At 69.2% G+C, this 16,999-nt stretch carries 17 protein-coding genes; 11 read left to right on the top strand and 6 right to left on the bottom strand.

Features of this window, described 5'->3' with window-relative positions; all coding sequences use genetic code 11:
- The gene (locus NAM01S_RS20640; RefSeq protein ID WP_067787677.1) at nucleotides 1-840 is read right to left on the bottom strand and encodes a maleylpyruvate isomerase family mycothiol-dependent enzyme; all 840 of its coding nucleotides are present in this window, start codon (nucleotides 838-840) and stop codon (nucleotides 1-3) included.
- Nucleotides 837-1,310 carry an HIT family protein gene (locus tag NAM01S_RS20635; RefSeq protein WP_067787675.1) on the bottom strand — a complete coding sequence of 158 codons (474 nt, stop codon included), beginning with the start codon at nucleotides 1,308-1,310 and terminating at the stop codon, nucleotides 837-839. The genes NAM01S_RS20640 and NAM01S_RS20635 overlap by 4 nt, the downstream gene beginning before the upstream one ends.
- A gap of 405 nt (nucleotides 1,311-1,715) precedes the next feature.
- Here NAM01S_RS20635 and NAM01S_RS20630 point away from each other — a divergent pair, with 405 nt between their 5' ends.
- From NAM01S_RS20630 to NAM01S_RS20610, 5 genes are all read left to right on the top strand, one after another.
- On the top strand, nucleotides 1,716-2,831 hold the full coding sequence (locus NAM01S_RS20630; RefSeq protein ID WP_067787674.1) for a Re/Si-specific NAD(P)(+) transhydrogenase subunit alpha: 1,116 nt from the start codon (nucleotides 1,716-1,718) through the stop codon (nucleotides 2,829-2,831).
- On the top strand, nucleotides 2,831-3,145 hold the full coding sequence (locus NAM01S_RS20625) for an NAD(P) transhydrogenase subunit alpha part 2 (RefSeq protein WP_067787671.1): 315 nt from the start codon (nucleotides 2,831-2,833) through the stop codon (nucleotides 3,143-3,145). Before NAM01S_RS20630 ends, NAM01S_RS20625 begins: the two co-directional genes overlap by 1 nt.
- Nucleotides 3,146-3,149: 4 nt before the next feature.
- Nucleotides 3,150-4,568, top strand: a complete 1,419-nt coding sequence (locus NAM01S_RS20620; protein ID WP_067787669.1) for an NAD(P)(+) transhydrogenase (Re/Si-specific) subunit beta — start codon at nucleotides 3,150-3,152, stop codon at nucleotides 4,566-4,568.
- Between the two features lie 108 nt (nucleotides 4,569-4,676).
- Nucleotides 4,677-5,807, top strand: a complete 1,131-nt coding sequence (locus tag NAM01S_RS20615) for a DUF5925 domain-containing protein (RefSeq protein ID WP_067787880.1) — start codon at nucleotides 4,677-4,679, stop codon at nucleotides 5,805-5,807.
- A gap of 45 nt (nucleotides 5,808-5,852) precedes the next feature.
- Nucleotides 5,853-7,103, top strand: coding sequence for an MFS transporter (locus NAM01S_RS20610; RefSeq protein WP_067787667.1), 1,251 nt, complete (start codon nucleotides 5,853-5,855; stop codon nucleotides 7,101-7,103).
- A 328-nt stretch (nucleotides 7,104-7,431) separates the two neighbouring features.
- On the opposite strand, the gene NAM01S_RS20605 is transcribed toward NAM01S_RS20610, so the two are convergent.
- On the bottom strand, nucleotides 7,432-8,289 hold the full coding sequence (locus NAM01S_RS20605) for an NAD(P)H-binding protein (protein WP_067787665.1): 858 nt from the start codon (nucleotides 8,287-8,289) through the stop codon (nucleotides 7,432-7,434).
- 81 nt (nucleotides 8,290-8,370) lie between these two features.
- On the opposite strand from NAM01S_RS20605, the gene NAM01S_RS20600 reads away from it, so the two are divergent.
- Together NAM01S_RS20600 and NAM01S_RS20595 are read left to right on the top strand one after the other, a co-directional pair.
- Nucleotides 8,371-9,363, top strand: coding sequence for an AraC family transcriptional regulator (locus tag NAM01S_RS20600; RefSeq protein ID WP_067787879.1), 993 nt, complete (start codon nucleotides 8,371-8,373; stop codon nucleotides 9,361-9,363).
- A 26-nt stretch (nucleotides 9,364-9,389) separates the two neighbouring features.
- A complete protein-coding gene (locus NAM01S_RS20595; protein ID WP_174554840.1) occupies nucleotides 9,390-9,782 on the top strand; it encodes an acyl-CoA thioesterase in 393 nt (130 codons plus the stop codon).
- Between the two features lie 16 nt (nucleotides 9,783-9,798).
- Here the strand turns inward: NAM01S_RS20595 and NAM01S_RS20590 are convergent, their stop codons facing one another.
- Nucleotides 9,799-10,602 carry an SDR family oxidoreductase gene (locus NAM01S_RS20590; protein WP_067787663.1) on the bottom strand — a complete coding sequence of 268 codons (804 nt, stop codon included), beginning with the start codon at nucleotides 10,600-10,602 and terminating at the stop codon, nucleotides 9,799-9,801.
- Nucleotides 10,603-10,628: 26 nt separating this feature from the next.
- Nucleotides 10,629-11,123: an Lrp/AsnC family transcriptional regulator gene (locus NAM01S_RS20585; protein ID WP_067787660.1), complete on the bottom strand. Its 495-nt coding sequence runs from the start codon at nucleotides 11,121-11,123 to the stop codon at nucleotides 10,629-10,631.
- 145 nt (nucleotides 11,124-11,268) lie between these two features.
- Here NAM01S_RS20585 and pdhA point away from each other — a divergent pair, with 145 nt between their 5' ends.
- The 3 genes from pdhA to NAM01S_RS20570 are packed head-to-tail and all read left to right on the top strand — an operon-like array spanning nucleotide 11,269 to nucleotide 14,711.
- On the top strand, nucleotides 11,269-12,381 hold the full coding sequence (pdhA, locus tag NAM01S_RS20580) for a pyruvate dehydrogenase (acetyl-transferring) E1 component subunit alpha (protein ID WP_067787659.1): 1,113 nt from the start codon (nucleotides 11,269-11,271) through the stop codon (nucleotides 12,379-12,381).
- The gene (locus tag NAM01S_RS20575) at nucleotides 12,378-13,352 is read left to right on the top strand and encodes an alpha-ketoacid dehydrogenase subunit beta (protein ID WP_067787657.1); all 975 of its coding nucleotides are present in this window, start codon (nucleotides 12,378-12,380) and stop codon (nucleotides 13,350-13,352) included. The genes pdhA and NAM01S_RS20575 overlap by 4 nt, the downstream gene beginning before the upstream one ends.
- 27 nt (nucleotides 13,353-13,379) lie before the next feature.
- Nucleotides 13,380-14,711, top strand: coding sequence for a dihydrolipoamide acetyltransferase family protein (locus NAM01S_RS20570; RefSeq protein ID WP_067787655.1), 1,332 nt, complete (start codon nucleotides 13,380-13,382; stop codon nucleotides 14,709-14,711).
- On the opposite strand, the gene NAM01S_RS20565 is transcribed toward NAM01S_RS20570, so the two are convergent.
- Complete coding sequence (locus NAM01S_RS20565) at nucleotides 14,698-15,921, bottom strand: benzoate/H(+) symporter BenE family transporter (RefSeq protein WP_067787653.1); 1,224 nt, start codon at nucleotides 15,919-15,921, stop codon at nucleotides 14,698-14,700. The genes NAM01S_RS20570 and NAM01S_RS20565 overlap by 14 nt on opposite strands.
- A 175-nt stretch (nucleotides 15,922-16,096) precedes the next feature.
- Here NAM01S_RS20565 and NAM01S_RS20560 point away from each other — a divergent pair, with 175 nt between their 5' ends.
- Nucleotides 16,097-16,915: a sulfurtransferase gene (locus NAM01S_RS20560; RefSeq protein WP_067787652.1), complete on the top strand. Its 819-nt coding sequence runs from the start codon at nucleotides 16,097-16,099 to the stop codon at nucleotides 16,913-16,915.
- The last annotated feature ends 84 nt before the right edge of the window (nucleotides 16,916-16,999 follow it).

The following is a 16,999-nucleotide window of genomic DNA, read 5'->3' as shown; positions in this document are numbered from 1 at the left end:
TCAGAGGGTGAACGCGAGGTGGCGAACCACACGGACACCCAGCTCTTCGTTGCCCGCGACGGTGATCTCGTCGAGGTGCTCGGCCGCGTTGCGCCGACCACCGCCCAGCCGCACGAAAAGCCCCGAGTCCATGGTGATCTCGACGTCGGCCGGACCGTCGAACGAGTCGACGAAGGCGGCGCGCTCGTCCACCGCGATGCGCAGGGTCCGCGGTAGCGCGCCGGTCAGCGTGAAGGTGATCCGCGACCCGGCGGGCGCCTTGCCGAGCTTGGCGACGACCCGCGGCAGCGATCCGGCGAACTCGGCGAACGCCAGCTCGCCGCGCCTGCCGCCCTCGTCGACCCGCACGTCCAGCGCGTCGGCGATGTCGAGTTCGTGCATCCAGCAGTCGAACAGCCGCACCCGCATGAACCGGCCGTAGGGAACCTGGCCGATCGGGGAGACCGTCGGCGTCGTCCATTCGGCGTCGTCCATCTCGGTCAGCGCCTTGCGCCGTCGGTCTATCACCTCGCGGAACAGCTCGAGCAGCCGCGCGCCTGGCATCGGGCGCAGGCGGTCGACCCAGATCTCGTTGAGCACCGCCGTCTCGTTGCGGACGTAAGGCAGCGAACGGACGTCGGTCTTCTCGCGCATCGGATCGTGCGGCGGCGGCTTCTCGCCGAGCAGCCACGATTCGGTGCCGACCACGTGCGCGACGATGTCGAACACGGTCCAGCCGGGCAGCTTCGACGGTGTGCGCCAGCGGTTTTCGTCCAAGTCGGCGACCAGCGCCGCGATGGCCTCCCACTGCTCGGTCAGCAGCGCGGTCAGCTCGGTGCGGTCCAACGTCTGGTCGATCATGCCTGCGTTCCTTCCTCGGTGCCCACGTCCTCGGTGTCGTCCTGGCGTGCCAGCGTCGCGAGCCCCGCCCGGATGGCGGCGGCGGTGCCCTCCGGATCGTTCGGTCTACGCAGCAGGAAGCCTTTGGCGAAGCTGAGCTTGTCACCGTGCCTGCGCGGGACGACGTGCAAGTGGACGTGCGCGACGGTTTGGAACGCGGCCTTGCCGTCGTTCATCACCAGGTTCGCGCCGTCGGCGACGAGACTGCTGCGTCGCATGGCCAGCGCGATCCGGTGCCCGGCGCGGAAGAGTTCCGCGCCGAGATCGGCGTCGAGGTCCTCCAGTTCCGCCGCGTGCCGCTTCGGCACGACCAGCGTGTGGCCGCGCGCGATCGGGCGGATATCGAGGAACGCGCACAGCAGTTCGTCCTCGTAGACCTTGGTAGCCGGAGCTTCACCCGCCACGATGCGGCAGAAGACGCAGTCGTTCACACCGCGACCATACGGCGTACGAGTGGCGCGGAACACCCCGAAGCCCCCGCGGAGCATGACCCCCGTCACTCTCGGCCGCGGTCTCGAGCGTCTGACCAGTTAGCTGACGTCCGGGTAAGCAACGAACCGGAAGGTTCGATCTTGTGGCCCTCACCTGCGCGGACGACCATCGAAGTCGAACTTTTCGCGTCGATGCAGGGAGAACGGAGGCAACGACACGGCGCGTCGCGGCGGTGCGAATCCGGCATATGGGCGGAATCCGACCACGTCCTGTGACGGGCATCTCAGCTACGCTCACGGCGAGCCGGGTACAGTTGCGAGGATTTTTGGCGAACTTACTCGAAAGTAACTTCGTCCGGACATCGGTCGGTGGCCAACAGCCAGCACGAGAAGGAAGTCTGACAAGTGGAGACAACGCAAAACGTTGGCGACTCGTCGCCGCGCGGAGCGCGTGTCGGAGTCGTTCGCGAGTCCAACGCGGGCGAGCGGCGTGTCGCATTGGTGCCGAAGATCATTCCGGCGCTGCTGAAGCAGGGCGTCGAGGTGGTCGTGGAAGCCGGCGCCGGACTGGGTGCGCTCATTCCCGACGAGGCCTACGTGGAGGCCGGTGCGACCATCGGCGATCCGTGGTCGGCCGAGGTGGTCGTGAAGGTGGCGCCGCCGAGTGACGCCGAGGTGGCCAAGCTGTCCGGCGGGCAGACGCTGATCGGATTCCTTGCCCCGCGCAATGCCGAGAACCAGATCGCGGCGCTGAAGTCGGCCGGTGTGCAGGCCTTCGCGGTCGAGGCGATTCCGCGTATCTCGCGCGCGCAGGTGATGGACGCGCTGTCCTCGCAGGCGAATGTCGCCGGATACAAGGCGGTGCTGCTGGCGGCTTCGGAGTCGACCCGCTTCTTCCCGATGCTGACCACCGCGGCGGGCACGGTGAAGCCCGCGACCGTGCTGGTGCTCGGCGTGGGTGTCGCGGGTCTTCAGGCGCTGGCGACGGCCAAGCGACTCGGTGGCCGCACCACCGGCTACGACGTGCGTCCCGAGGTCGCCGATCAGGTGCGTTCGGTCGGTGCGCAGTGGCTGGACCTCGGCATCGACGCCGCGGGCGAGGGCGGTTACGCGCGTGAGCTCACCGACGAAGAGAAGGCCAAGCAGCAGCAGGCGCTCGAGGACGCGATCAAGGGCTTCGACGTGGTGATCACCACGGCGTTGGTGCCGGGTCGTCCCGCGCCGCGGCTGGTGACCGCCGCCGCGGTCGAGGGCATGAAGCCGGGCAGCGTGATCGTGGACCTGGCCGGTGAGACCGGCGGCAACTGCGAGCTGACCGAGCCGGGACAGACCGTGGTCAAGCACGGCGTCACCATCGCTTCGCCGCTGAACCTGCCCGCGACCATGCCGGAGCACGCCAGCGAGCTGTACTCCAAGAACATCGCGGCCCTGCTGGAACTGATGCTCGTCGACGGCAAGGTCGCCCCCGACTTCGAGGATCAGGTTCTCGCGGACTCCTGCGTCACTCGTGAGGTGAACTGATGTATACCGAACTCCTGGCGAACATCGCGATCCTGGTGCTGTCCGGGTTCGTCGGTTTCGCCGTCATCTCCAAGGTCCCCAACACCCTGCACACGCCATTGATGTCGGGTACCAACGCCATTCACGGCATCGTGGTGCTCGGTGCGCTGGTCACCCTGGGCCGGGTGGAGAACCCTTCGATCGGCATCCAGATCATTCTGTTCGTTGCCGTGGTCTTCGGAACCTTGAACGTGATCGGTGGTTTCGTGGTCACCGACCGGATGCTGGGCATGTTCAAGGCCAAGAAGCCGGTCGCTGAGAAGGCGGGCGAGTAAAGCTATGGACAACCTGGTCAACGTTCTCTACATCGTCGCCTTCGCGATGTTCATCTATGGTCTGATGGGCTTGACCGGCCCGAAGACCGCGGTGCGCGGCAACTGGATCGCCGCGGTCGGCATGGGCATCGCCGTGGTCGCGACATTGATCGCGGTGCGCGACACCAGCAACTGGATTCTGATCGTGGCCGGTCTGGTGCTCGGTGTGGTGCTGGGTGTGCCGCCCGCGAAATACACCAAGATGACCGCGATGCCGCAGCTGGTGGCCGCGTTCAACGGTGTCGGCGGTGGCACGGTCGCGCTCATCGCGTGGGCCGAATTCCTCGACACCACCGGCTTTTCCAACTTCAAGCACGGTGAAGAGCCGACCGTGCACATCATCGTCGGTTCGCTGTTCGCCGCGATCATCGGTTCGGTGTCGTTCTGGGGCTCGCTGATCGCCTTCGGCAAGCTGCAGGAGATCCTGCCCGGCCGGCCGATCGGCCTCGGCAAGTTGCAGCAGCCGCTGAACCTGTTGCTGCTGCTGGGTTCGATCGCCGCGGCCGTGGTGATCGGCATCGGCGCGGCCGACGGTGGCGCGCCGTGGTTCTGGATGGTTGGCCTGCTGGTCTTCGCCGGCGTGCTCGGGTTGATGGTGGTGCTGCCGATCGGTGGCGCGGACATGCCCGTTGTCATCTCGCTGCTCAACGCGTTGACCGGTCTGTCGGCCGCCGCAGCCGGGTTGGCTCTGAACAACACCGCGATGATCGTGGCGGGCATGATCGTCGGCGCGTCCGGCACCATCCTGACCAACCTGATGGCCAAGGCCATGAACCGTTCCATCCCGGCCATCGTCGCCGGTGGCTTCGGTGGCGGCGGCACCGCGCCCGGCGCCGGTGGCGGTGAGCAGAAGCAGGCCAAGGCCACCTCGGCCGCGGACGCCGCGATCCAGATGGCGTATGCCAACCAGGTCATTGTGGTTCCCGGTTACGGCATGGCCGTCGCGCAGGCTCAGCACGCGGTCAAGGAAATGGCCGAGCTGCTCGAGAAGAAGGGTGTGGAGGTCAAATACGCCATCCACCCGGTCGCCGGTCGTATGCCCGGGCACATGAACGTGCTGCTGGCCGAGGCCGAAGTCTCCTATGACGCGATGAAGGAAATGGACGACATCAACGGCGAGTTCGGCCGCACCGATGTCGCCCTGGTCATCGGCGCCAACGACGTCACCAACCCGGCCGCCCGCGAGGACTCGTCCTCGCCGATCTACGGCATGCCGGTGCTCAACGTCGACCAGGCCAAGAGCGTCATCGTGCTCAAGCGCTCGATGAACTCCGGCTTCGCGGGCATCGACAACCCGCTGTTCTACGCCGATACCACCTCGATGTTGTTCGGCGACGCCAAGAAGTCCGTCGGTGCGGTCACCGAAGAACTGAAGGCGCTGTAAGGCACCAGGTATGCGACCCCCCGTTCCTGTGGAGCGGGGGGTCGCTTCGTTTCCGCGGGGAGTTAATTCGGTGGACGGCGCCGGTCCGACGCGCCGATCATGGGCGGAATGTTGGAACGCAAGGAACCACTGCGGTTGGTCGGGCCCGAGCCGGGGCCGGCCGATCCGGCCGAGAGCCTGCGGTGGTCCGTCGCACTGGATTCGTACTACTCGCCGCGCGATGTGCTCGACGTGCTCGCGCTGACCCCGTTCGTGCAAGGCGAACAGGGTCGCTACCGCAAGAAGCAGCTCGAACGCGTGCGCGCCGACGCGCCGCTGCGTCCCTCGGGTTCGCGGATCGCCCGCGCCATCGAGGAGGACAACAGTCGCTCGATCCTGGTGGTCGGTGACGGCTGGACGTTGCGCGCGGACCGTTGGGCCGACCGTTCCGCCGTCGTCGAGGTCACCGCCGTCACCGACGAGCTGGCCAACGACGTTCTGGCCGAAGCGATCCGGGACGCCGAGGAGCCGTCGGAGGTGGTGGACGGCATCGAGATGGGGTTCTGGTACCTGCACCCCCAGCAGGGGCCGCGGCGACGCCAAAGCGACATCGAGACACCGGTTTGGCCGGACATCCGCCGCAACTACCCGGACGCGGCCGCGGCCGCGCTGGATCGGCTGATGGCCCTGTCGCCCAACGATATTCGCGGTCGGCTGCTGTTGCTGCACGGACCGCCCGGTACCGGAAAGACCACGGCGCTGCGCGCGCTGGCCAGGGCGTGGCAGCCGTGGTGCCAGGTCGACTGCGTGCTGGACCCGGACATGCTGTTCAGTCAGCCCGGGTACCTCATGTCGGCCGCCACCGAGGTCGACGACGAGCGCCGCCGCTGGCGCCTTCTGGTGCTGGAGGACTGCGACGAGCTCATCCGTGCCGAAGCGAAAGCCTCGGCGGGTCAGGGGCTTTCGCGTCTGCTGAACCTGACCGACGGGATGCTCGGCCAAGGCCGTGACGTGCTCGTCGCCATCACCACCAACGAGGACCTGTCCCGCCTGCACCCCGCCGTCACCCGTCCCGGCCGCTGCCTGGCCCAGCTCGAGATCGGCCGCCTCTCCGCGACCGAAGCGCGGCGCTGGCTCGGCGATCACCCCGCCCCGATCCCCGACGACGGCTTCTCGCTCGCCGAACTCATTGCCCTGCAAGGCGGTGCACCTCGCCTCGACGCCACCGCCCCCGAACCGGAGTCGGGGATGTACCTGTAGTCGGTTGTCGGCGGTATCCGCTCGACCGCAGCCGGTACCGTCGAACTGGTGCCAGCCAAAACGGTCGATGGTCGAACACGCGCGGCGCGGGGCGCGGTGTTCACGGTATTCGGGTTGAACGGTGTCCTGCTGGCGATGTGGGTCGTGCACATTCCGGTGATCACCGATCGGACGGGCGTCTCGCACTCGACGCTGGGGATGTTCATCCTGCTCATGGCGGGCGCGGGCATTGTCGGCATGCGTATCGCGGGCCCGCTCGCCGACCGGTTCGGCAGCAGGCGGCTGGTGGGTGCGGCCGCGCTCATCGCCTCGATAGCCGTGCTCGGACCGGGGTTCGCGACCGGTCCGGTGTGGCTGGCGGCGGCGCTGGCCTGTTTCGGCTTCGGCAACGGCGCGCTGGACGTCTCGATGAACGCCCAGGCGGTGCAGGTCGAGCGGGCCTACGGGCGTCCGATCATGTCGGCGTTCCACGCCCTGTTCTCCGGCGGCGGACTGCTCGGCTCCCTGCTCGGCGCCGCCGCGCTCCGCGCGGGCTGGGACGTGCGGGTGACGCTCGTTTTGGCCTCGGCGGCTTGTGTCGCGCTTGTCGTCGCGAGCGTGCCGCGTCTGCTGGTCGATCCCGCCGCGCCTCGGCGACCCGAACCGCCCAGCTCGGAAGTCATCGGCCCGGCGCACACCGAGGCCGCGGCCGAGGTGCCGGAACCCGGGCACGGGCGCAAGGTGCTCGCGCTGGCCGCCATCGCGTTCGCCGTGCTGCTCGCGGAAGGAGTCGCCGCCGACTGGAGCACCCTGCAGATGCGCGAGCACCTCGGCGTCGACGAAGCCACCGCCGCGCTGGCGTTCGGCGCGTTCTCCGTGACCATGACCGCGGGTCGCTTCGCCGCCGATCGCGTCAGCGGCGCGTTCGGCCGGGTCGCCGTGGTTCGCTACGGAACGCTGCTCGCCGCCCTCGGCCTCGGCACCATCATGCTGTCGCCCTTGACACCGCTGACCCTCGTCGGCTGGGCGCTCTGCGGCCTCGGCCTGTCCGGCAGCGTGCCCCAGATATTCACCGCCGCAGGCAATCTCGGCACCGGCACCGCCGCAACCGACATGTCCCGCGTCTTCGGCCTCGGCTACTTCGGTCTACTCGCGGGGCCCGCCGTCATCGGCTGGCTCACCGAACTCGTCCCGCTCACCGCCGCCATGCTCGTCCCACTCGTCGCGGTGCTCCTCTGCTGCTGGAAGGCGGGCGTCGTCGCCCCGGCCGCGGTCGAGGTACACCGCGACAGCAGGGCCACAGACGACGCTCGCTGATCCTGCCGATGGAGTATCGGGCGGGCTACCGACTCCCTCGGCAACCACCCGCGGGGCCGGTTCGGGACATCGTCGGCCCGGGCTGGTCCGGTCGCGTGGAGCGCGCCGTTGAGCTCCACGCCCGCGGGTGGGCACATTCCACTTCTGACAAGTTCAACAGTTGGACCGCATCCGCTATTCCACGTCGAACGAGCGGATCGCGTCGACCGGCATTGGTCGAGTCGTAGCCCTTCCTGTCCGAATTGCATTGCCCGTCATCACTATTGGGATGTCCTCCTTCGCATCGGCTTCAAGGGGCGGGTCGTTGTGACGGACCCGAACCGTGCCCTCAGCGCACAGCGACCTCCTCCACGGCCCACGCCCCGGTTTCCGCCGTCTCCGCGACGTACGCACCGAAGTCCTTGGCCTCCCTCCCGAGCGCCCGCCGCACACCATCCGTGGTGGGGGAGTTCCGCCCGTCGAGGATGGTGCCGAACAGGTAGTCGAGCAGGCTGACCTCGTCGGCCGGTACCTGGTACTCGGTGAGCCCGGCTACGAATTCCGTGCGGCTGATCGGGATGAACCGGATATCGCGCCCGGTGGCCTTCGCGATCTCGGCGGTCGCCTCGACGAAGGACAGCGCCCGCGGCCCGGTGAGTTCGTAGATCTCGCCGTCGTGCCCCGGCTCGGTCAGCGCGGCGACCGCCACATCGGCGATGTCGTCGGCGTGCACGAACGGTTCGGGCACGTCGCCGTTGGGCAGTGCGACCGTTCCGGACAGGATGTAGTCCACGAACGCGCCCTCGCTGAAGTTCTGCGCGAAGAAGGCGGAGCGCACCACGGTCCATGCCGACCCGGATTCGCGCACGATCCGCTCGCACTCGAGCGCCTCCGGTTCCCCGCGCCCGGACAGCAGCACCAGCTTGCCCACACCGGCGGTCTTCGCGGCCGCCGCGAACGCCCGGATGACGTCCGGCGCCCCCGGCGCGGCGAGATCCGGCTGGTAAGCCAGGTAGACGGCGTCCACATCGGCGAGCGCCGGTCCCCAGGTGGCGCGGTCGGTCCAGTCGAACGGAATCTCCGCGGAACGGGAACCGATGCGGACGGCGTGACCGCCCGCCAGGAGTCGGGCCGCGACCCGGGAGCCGGTCTTTCCGGTGCCGCCGGTGACGAGGACGAGGGGCTGTCGGCTGTCGTTGTTGTTCATGCTTCGAGTACACCGCCCGGAGCCGAGACGAAACATAGTTCAGCCGCTTATAACCATGCGTGTGCGTCTAGTGTGGAAGACGTGGATGCGCTCGCCAGTCTGCTCGAAGGCCCACGCGCCAGGGGTGCGTTCCTGATGTGTTCGCTGCTTGATCCGCCGTGGTCGTTGCGCATCCAGGACGAGGCGCCGCTCACCGTGCTCTCGATGATCCGAGGCACCGCGTGGATCGTGCCGGACAGCAAGTCGAATTCTGTTCAGGGGAACAAGGTTTCGGCCAAGAGCGAGCCGCGCCAACTGCACGCGGGCGACGTCGCCATCTTCCGCGGCCCGCATCCCTACACCGTCGCGGACGATCCGGCGACGCCGCCGCAGATCATCATCCACCCCGGCCAGGTCACGAAGACTCCCGACGGTGAGATCCTTTGCGAGACACTGAGTCTCGGCGTGCGCCAGTGGGGAACCGATCCCGAGGGCGCGACCATGATGGTCACCGGCACCTACGAGTCCGCCGGCGCGGCGAGTCAGCGGTTGCTGCGCGCTCTGCCGCCGATCGCGGTGCTGCCGCACGGCGATTTCGACAGCCGCCTGCTCGACATCCTCGCCGACGAGGCGACCAAGGATCAGCCGGCCCAGGGCGCGGTGCTCGACCGCCTCCTCGACCTGGTGCTGATCGCCGCACTGCGCGCCTGGTTCGCCCGCAACGACGCACCCGCCTGGTACCACGCCTATAGCGATCCGCTGGTCGGCAAGGCCCTGCGCCTGCTCCAGCACAATCCCGCGCACGGCTGGACCGTCGCGAGCCTGGCCGAGGCGGTGGGCGTCTCGCGTGCCGCGCTGGCCCGGCGGTTCACCGACCTGGTCGGCGAGCCGCCGATGGCCTTCCTCACCGAATGGCGCCTCGCGCTGGCCGCCGACCTGCTCCAGGAGTCGGACGCCACCATCGAGGCCATCGCGCGTCAGGTGGGCTACGGTTCGGCCTTCGCGCTCAGCGCCGCCTTCAAGCGCCACTTCGGCGTCAGTCCCCGCGACCACCGGCAGGGCGCCGCTCCCGCTGAGCTATCGTCGGCCGGGTGACGCAGCAGTATCCCGTGCTCTGGCCGATGCCGACCCGGTGGGCGGACAACGACCACTACGGCCACGTGAACAACGTGACGTACTACTCGTATTTCGACACCGCGGTGAACGCCTGGTTGATGCACGCGACGGGCACCGACATCAGGGAGCTGCCCGCGCTCGGCGTTGTCGCGCAGACCTCCTGCCAGTACCTCGGCTCGATCAGCTTCCCGGACCAGCTGCAGGTGGGCCTGCGGATATCCCGGCTCGGCCGCTCCAGCATCACCTACGACCTGGCGATCTTCCGCGACGCCGACGGTTCGCTCGAGCTCGCGGCCACGGGCGTCTTCGTGCACGTCTACGTGGACTCCGAGACACGCAAGCCGGTCGAGATCCCCGAGGTCATTCGCACCGCCGCCGCCGAACTCGTCACCGACTGACGGTTCCTCCGCCTCGCTACCCGCGTAGCGCGTTCTGGAACCGGCGCATGCCAGCCAGCCAGCGGTCGTAGTCGGCGCCCTTGCGGCGGTACATCTCCAGCACCTCCGGGTGCGGGAGGATGAGGAACTGTTCGGCCTCGATTCCGGCCAAGACCACGTCGGCGACCTCTTCGGGCGAGAGAACGGCGCCCGCGGACGTGACCGCCTTGATCGCCATCGCGGCGGCCGCCTCGTCGCCGGGGATCAGATCGCCGTGTAGCAGCTTGGTGTCGACGCCCATCGGGCACACGCAGCTGACCCGAATCCCGTTGTCCCCGTAGGTGACCGAGAGCCATTCGGCGAAGCCGACCGCGGCGTGTTTGGTGACCGAGTACGGCGCCGAGCCGATCTGGGTCAGCAGGCCCGCCGCCGACGCGGTGACGACGAAGTATCCCTCGCCGCGCGCCGCCCACCCCGGGACGAGCAGCCGAGCGGCGCGCACGTGCGCGAGCACGTTCACCTCCAGCGCGGCCGACCACTGCTCGTCGGTGCTTTCCAGTCCGGGACCGCCGCCGATGCCCGCGTTGGCGAAATACAAGTCCACCGGCCCGAATTCGGCCTCGGCGCGATCGATCATGGTCTGCACGACCTTCTCGTCGGAGACATCGCCGCCCACCGATACCGCCTGCGCACCAATGGATTCCGCGACCACGGCGGCCGACTCCCCGTCCAGGTCGGCGACCACGACCCGCGCTCCGCGCTCGGCAAGCCGCCGCGCCAGCGCCGCACCGATACCCGCTCCCGCACCCGTGACGATCGCGACCTTGCCCGAAATCTCCATACCCGCACAGTAACGGGCACGGTGATTCAGCTCGACCCGGCCAGCCGATCGAGCAACGGCGCGGTCCGCGGCCCCACCAGCTCGCGCATCACCAGCGCCATGTTGGTCCGCTCCACGCCGGGAATCTTCAGTATCTGTCCGGCGATTCGATACAGGTCGTCGGCGTCCTGGGCGACGACGCGGACGGTGAGATCGGTGAGTCCGGTCATGCCGCACACCTCGGTGACCTCGGGCACTTCGGCGAGTTCGTCCACCACCGAATCCAATTGGTGCTGATCGACGACCACCGCGACGAACGCGGCGAGCGGATAGCCGAGCGCTCTCGGCTGTACCCGCCGCTCGAAACTGCCGAGCACCCCGCTGGCCTCCCAGCGAGACAGCCGCGCCTGCACGGTGTTGCGGGACAGCCCGAGTCGGTTCGCCAGCTCCACGCCCGTCGCCCTCGGATTGGCGACCAGCTCCAGCAACAGGCGAGCGTCGGTGGCGTCCAACGTGGCGTCGACGGGTTCCTTACTGGACATACAACGCAGTATGACACCATCCCGACCCCCCGATTTGAGCATTCTGCTCATCGGTGTACCGGTCACTTGCGCAGACCGCTTTCTCGTGGATGCTGTGAGATAGGACACATATCGCGCTCGGCACAGGATGAGGAGGCGAGCGGTCATGGCGGAGCGGCCCACATACCCGGTGCAGTTGATCCAGCCCGATGGCCGTCGCGTTCTCGATCGTCGGCACGCGGCACTCGTCGCCGATGTCGGCCCGGATCAGCTGCGCGCGCTGTACGAGGACATGGTGGTGAGTCGCCGCATCGACGTCGAAGCGACCGCGTTGCAGCGCCAGGGCCAGTTGGGATTGTGGCCGCCGTTGCTCGGTCAGGAGGCCGCCCAGGTCGGTTCGGCGCGCGCGCTGCACCCCGACGACTACGTGTTCTGCAGCTACCGCGAAGCCGCCGTCGCCTACTGCCGCGGCGTTTCCCCCACCGAGCTCACCAGGCTGTGGCGCGGCGCGGCGCACTCCTGCTGGGATCCCGGCGCGGTGAACATGACCAACCCGAACATCGTGGTCGGCTCGCAGGGCCTGCACGCCACCGGATACGCCTATGCCGCGAACCTGGACGGCGCCGAGATCGCCACCATCGCCTACTTCGGCGACGGCGCGACGAGTCAGGGTGACATCGCCGAGGCGCTCGGCTTCGCCGCGAGTTGGAGCGCGCCGGTGGTGTTCTTCTGCCAGAACAACCACTGGGCGATCAGCGCCCCCGTGCGGATTCAGAGCGCGACGCCGATCGCGCGCCGCGCCTACGGCTACGGCATGCCCGGCGTGCAGGTCGACGGCAACGACGTGCTCGCCGTGCTCGCGGTGACCAGGCAGGCCGTGGCGCGGGCGCGTTCGGGCGGCGGGCCGTCCTTCATCGAGGCGCTCACCTATCGGATGGGTCCGCACACCACCGCCGACGACCCCACCCGGTACCGCGCCGCGGCCGAGACCGAGGAGTGGAAGCGCCGCGATCCGATCGACCGGGTGCGCAGGCTGCTGGAGCGGGAGGGGCAGTTCGACGAGGACTGGGCGCGGCAAGTCGCCGCCCACGCCGACGACGTCGCGCGACAGCTGCGCGCCGCGACCATCGAGATGCCGGACCCGGCGCCGATGGAGCTGTTCGACCACGTCTACGCGACACCACACTCGCTGCTCGACGAACAGCGGCGAGCGTACGCGGAGTACCTGACCGGCGATCCCGGCGCGTCCTCCGCGCGACCGGAAGGAGCACGCCCATGATCACCACCTTCGCCAACGCGCTGAACACCGGGCTGCGCCGGGCGCTGGAGGACGATCCCAAGGTCGTGCTCATGGGCGAGGACATCGGCAAACTCGGCGGCGTCTTCCGGGTGACGGACACGCTGCAGAAGGATTTCGGGAACAACCGGGTGATCGACACCCCGCTGGCCGAATCCGGCATCGTCGGAACGGCTTTCGGCATGGCGCTGCGCGGGTACCGCCCGGTCTGCGAGATCCAGTTCGACGGGTTCGTCTATCCGGCGTTCGACCAGATCGTCTCCCAGGTGGCCAAGATCCACTACCGGACCAAGGGAAAGGTGGTCGCGCCCATCACGATTCGCATCCCGTTCGGCGGCGGCATCGGTTCGGTGGAGCACCACTCCGAATCGCCGGAGGCCTACTTCGCGCACACCGCGGGGCTGCGTGTGGTGACGCCGAGCAATCCGTCCGACGCGTATCACCTTGTGCGCCAAGCGATCGCGCTGGACGATCCGGTCATCTTCTTCGAGCCCAAGCGGCGCTACTGGGACAAGGGCGAGGTCGACTTCGACGCACCGCCGGAGCTGCCGATGGGCCGGGCCCGGGTCTGCCGCACCGGCGCGGACGCCACCCTCGTCGCCTACGGAGGCACCGTCGCCACCGCGCTCACGGCGGCGAAAATCGCTGCGGAGGAAGGTCATTCGCTCGAGGTCATCGACCTGCGCAGCCTCGCGCCGATCGATTTCGACACCATCGAGGAATCGGTCGACAAGACCGGCAGGCTGGTCATCGTGCACGAGGCTCCCGTCTTCGGGGGGCTCGGCGCCGAGATCGCGGCACGGATCACCGAACGCTGCTTCTATCACCTGGAATCGCCGGTGCTGCGCGTCGGCGGGTTCGACATCCCCTACCCCCCGGCTAAGCTCGAGAAGCACCACCTGCCCGACGCCGATCGCATCCTCGCCGCGGTCGACCGTTCGCTCGCCGCCTGACCGCCGACCCGATCCGAGAGGCGCCCCGTGGAAGACGACGGCCACGTTCTGGAATTCCGGCTCCCGGATCTCGGGGAGGGACTCGCCGAGGCCGAAGTGGTGTCCTGGTCGGTGGGCGTCGGCGACAGCGTCGAGCTGAATCAGACGATCGCTGAGGTCGAGACCGCCAAGGCCGTTGTGGCGTTGCCCTCGCCGTTCGCGGGACGGGTCGAGGAGTTGCTCGCCCAGCCGGGGGAGACGGTCGAGGTGGGCGCGCCGCTGATTCGGGTGCGGGTGGAGTCGCCGCCCGCCGCCGGACCGGGGCCGGTCCCGTCGTCGACCCCAGCCGACGAGACGCCACCCTCGGAAGGCAACGGCCGCACGTCGGTGCTCGTCGGTTACGGACCGGAAGGCGAAGCCGAGTCGAGGCGACGCAGGCCCGCGCCGGAGGGACGCGCCGCGGCCACGCCCCCCGCCCGCAAACTGGCCAAGGAACTCGGCATCGACCTGTGGTTCGTCGCGGGCTCCGGCCCGGACGGGGCGGTGACGGTCGACGACGTGCGCGGCGCCGTGCCCGTCTCGCAACCCCGAACCGCCGCTCCCACAACAGACATCACGCCCGCGAACCGCCCCGCGCCGCCGGTGACCGAGCCGAACGCCGGCGTGATCCGTCCGGCGGTGCGCGAGGAGCGGGCGCCGATCACCGGCATACGCAAGCGCACCGCGGCGGCCATGGTGGCGAGCGCGCGGACGATTCCGCAGGCCAGTGTCTTCGTCACCATCGACTGCACCGCGTCGATGGAACTGCTCGACCACCTGCGCACCACCAAATCCTTTGCGGGACTGACGCTCACGCCGCTGGCGCTGGTCGCCAAGGCGACGCTGGCCGCCATCGCGGAATTCCCGGGTGTCAACGCCTACTGGGACGAGGCGAATCAGCAGATCGTCACCAAGCACTACGTGAATCTCGGCATCGCGGTGGCCACCGACCGCGGCCTCCTCGTGCCGAATCTCAAAGAGGCACAATCGCTGAGCCTGCGCGACCTGTGCCGCGAGATCGGCTGGCTCGCCGAGACCGCGCGCTCCGGCTCGGCGACCCCGGCCGACCTGCGCGGCGGCACCTTCACCGTCACCAACGTCGGCGTCTTCGGCGTCGACACCGGTGTTCCGCTGGTCAATCCCGGCGAGGCCGCGATCCTGTGTCTCGGCTCGATCCGCAAGCGCCCGTGGGTCTTTCGCGACGAACTCGCCGTCCGCTGGGTGACCACCCTCGGCCTCGGTTTCGACCATCGCATGATCGACGGCGAACTGGCCGCCCGCTTCCTCGCGACCACCGCGGGCTTCCTGGAAGACCCGCTCACCTTGCTCAGCCGGATGTAGCCCGCGTATCCAGCAACCGGCGCACGATCAGCCCGGCGAGCAACGCCCAGAAGGCGGCACCGATGCCGAAGAAACCGACGCCGGACGCGGCGATCGCGAAGGTGATCACCCCCGCCTCCCGGTGCTGTTCGGAGCGTAGAGCGCCCGCGAGTGCCGCCGCGAGCGTCGCAAGCAGCGCCAGCCCGGCCACCGTTTCCAACGTTCCCTCCGGTGCGGCGGCCACCAGGGTGACGAGTGCCGCGGAGCCGAGCGCGAGCAGCAGGTAGGCGACCCCCGCGGTGCAGGCCGCGATCCAGCGGCGCTTGGGGTCCGGGTGGGCGGCGGGCGCGGCGGACAGGGCGGCGCTGATCGCGGCCAGGTTGATGGCGTGACCGCCCGCCGGTGCGCCGAGGATGGTGCCGACACCGGTCACGGTCATCGCCGCGCGCCACGGCACCCGATAGTCGAACGATCGCATCACCGCGGTGCCCGGAATGTTCTGCGAGGCCATGGTGACGATGTAGAGCGGGATGGCGATGCCGATCATGGCTTGCCAATTCCACTGCGGCAGAGCCAGTTCCACCGTCGGTGCCATTGCGGCGAGGTCGAGTTCGCGGTGCTCGACCACGATGCTCACCCCGGCGCCGATGGCGGCGACGACGAACGCGGCGATCACCGCCCAGCGCCGCGCGAAACGCTGGAGGGCCAACCACACCGCGATCACCGGCACCACCACCGCCGGGCTGGTCGCCACCGCCTCGACCGGCGCGAGGCACATCGGCAACAGCACGCCCGCCAGCATGGCCTGCGCGATCTCGACCGGAATCGCGGCGACCAGGTTCCCCAGCCGCTGCCACAGCCCAGTGATAACGATCAGCACTCCGGTGAGCGCGAACGCCCCGAGCGCGGCCTGCCAGCCGCCCGCGATCGTGCCCGCGCCCGCGAGCAGCGCGGCGCCGGGCGTCGACCAGGCCAGCGTGATCGGCATCCGGTAGCGGTAGCTGAGCAGGATGATTCCGATGCCCTGGGTGACGCACAGCGCGAGGAGCCCGGACGCGGCTTGGGCCGCGGTGGCACCAACCGCGGTCAACCCGCTCAGCACCACAGCGAACGAACTGGTGAACCCGACGAGCGCCGTCACCGCGCCCGCCCCGAGCGGCTGCGCGAGCCCGGCGGCGGGCGCCTCCCGCGATGCGGGATCGAGGTCGGGAAGCGCGGAAACTCTGGACATTGTCCGGATACTGCCGCTGGTCGGACAGCGTGTCACCGGCCAGTGCCGGAAAACTGGACCGACTTTCTACCTTCGACTTCGCTGCGGCCATCCGCGGTTTTCGACGGACTACGTCCGGCGGTGTCCACTAAGGTGAGTGGGTCGGCGCGCGAGAGAAACTGGACGAGGAGCTGGGTTGAGCGCGGTACTGATCTCTGCGGGGGAACTTCGGGAAGCATTGGCGGACAAGCGGGTCCGCTTGCTCGATGTGCGGTGGGCGCTGGGCGACCCGGACGGGCCGCAGCACTATCTGGAGGGGCACATTCCCGGCGCGGTCTTCGTCGATATGGAGACCGAGCTGGCCGCGCCGCCCTCACCGGCACGCGGGCGACATCCTCTTCCCGATATCGCGCAGCTGGAGAAGTGCGCGCGCAGCTGGGGCATCCGCACCGGCGACCCGGTGGTCGTCTACGACGCGACCGGCGGCATGGCCGCGGCGCGCGCTTGGTGGCTGCTGCGCTGGGCGGGCATCACCGACGTACGCATCCTCGACGGCGGCCTGCCCGCATGGACGTACGCGGGCGGCGAGCTCGCCGCGGGCGCCGAACCCGATCCGGAACCCGGCGACGTCGAACTGCGGCCCGGCCAGCTGCCGGTGGTCGACGCCGACGCCGTCGCCAAGTGGAAGGGCGTGCTGCTCGACGCCCGCGCGGGCGAGCGGTATCGCGGCGAGATCGAGCCGGTCGACCCGAAAGCCGGACACATCCCCGGCGCGGTGAGCGCGCCGACCGCGGAGAACCTCGCCGCGGACGGACGTTTCCGCGCCGCGGCCGAATTGCGCGAGCGCTTCGCCGGTTTCGGCTCCGGCCCGGTCGCGGTGTACTGCGGTTCCGGTGTCACCGCCGCCCACCAGGTCGCCGCGCTCGCGGTCGCGGGCGTCGAGGCCGCGCTGTACCCGGGCTCCTGGTCGCAGTGGTCGAACGATCCCAAGCGACCGGTCGCCACGGGCGCGTAGTACAGCTCGGGAAGGTCACAGGACACGGCGACCCGACCCCGGACGGGCGCGCCACTTCGCGTGCGACGTCCGTAGCGCCGGGTC

Origin of the sequence: Nocardia amikacinitolerans NBRC 108937 (assembly GCF_001612615.1) — a bacterium.
GTDB lineage: Bacteria > Actinomycetota > Actinomycetes > Mycobacteriales > Mycobacteriaceae > Nocardia > Nocardia amikacinitolerans.
Note: the sequence above shows the minus strand (reverse complement) of the source record. Positions and strands in the feature narration are given on the sequence as shown.

Excerpts from the sequence above, each read along its gene's own strand:
- NAM01S_RS20625 (WP_067787671.1), top strand. The coding sequence starts at position 2,831 with ATGTATACCGAACTCCTGGCGAACATCGCGATCCTGGTGCTGTCCGGG.
- NAM01S_RS20615 (WP_067787880.1), top strand. The coding sequence starts at position 4,677 with ATGTTGGAACGCAAGGAACCACTGCGGTTGGTCGGGCCCGAGCCGGGG.
- NAM01S_RS20620 (WP_067787669.1), top strand. The coding sequence starts at position 3,150 with ATGGACAACCTGGTCAACGTTCTCTACATCGTCGCCTTCGCGATGTTC.
- NAM01S_RS20590 (WP_067787663.1), bottom strand. The coding sequence starts at position 10,602 with ATGGAGATTTCGGGCAAGGTCGCGATCGTCACGGGTGCGGGAGCGGGT.
- NAM01S_RS20585 (WP_067787660.1), bottom strand. The coding sequence starts at position 11,123 with ATGTCCAGTAAGGAACCCGTCGACGCCACGTTGGACGCCACCGACGCT.
- NAM01S_RS20565 (WP_067787653.1), bottom strand. The coding sequence starts at position 15,921 with ATGTCCAGAGTTTCCGCGCTTCCCGACCTCGATCCCGCATCGCGGGAG.
- NAM01S_RS20595 (WP_174554840.1), top strand. The coding sequence starts at position 9,390 with ATGCCGACCCGGTGGGCGGACAACGACCACTACGGCCACGTGAACAAC.
- NAM01S_RS20575 (WP_067787657.1), top strand. The coding sequence starts at position 12,378 with ATGATCACCACCTTCGCCAACGCGCTGAACACCGGGCTGCGCCGGGCG.
- pdhA (WP_067787659.1), top strand. The coding sequence starts at position 11,269 with ATGGCGGAGCGGCCCACATACCCGGTGCAGTTGATCCAGCCCGATGGC.
- NAM01S_RS20640 (WP_067787677.1), bottom strand. The coding sequence starts at position 840 with ATGATCGACCAGACGTTGGACCGCACCGAGCTGACCGCGCTGCTGACC.
- NAM01S_RS20605 (WP_067787665.1), bottom strand. The coding sequence starts at position 8,289 with ATGAACAACAACGACAGCCGACAGCCCCTCGTCCTCGTCACCGGCGGC.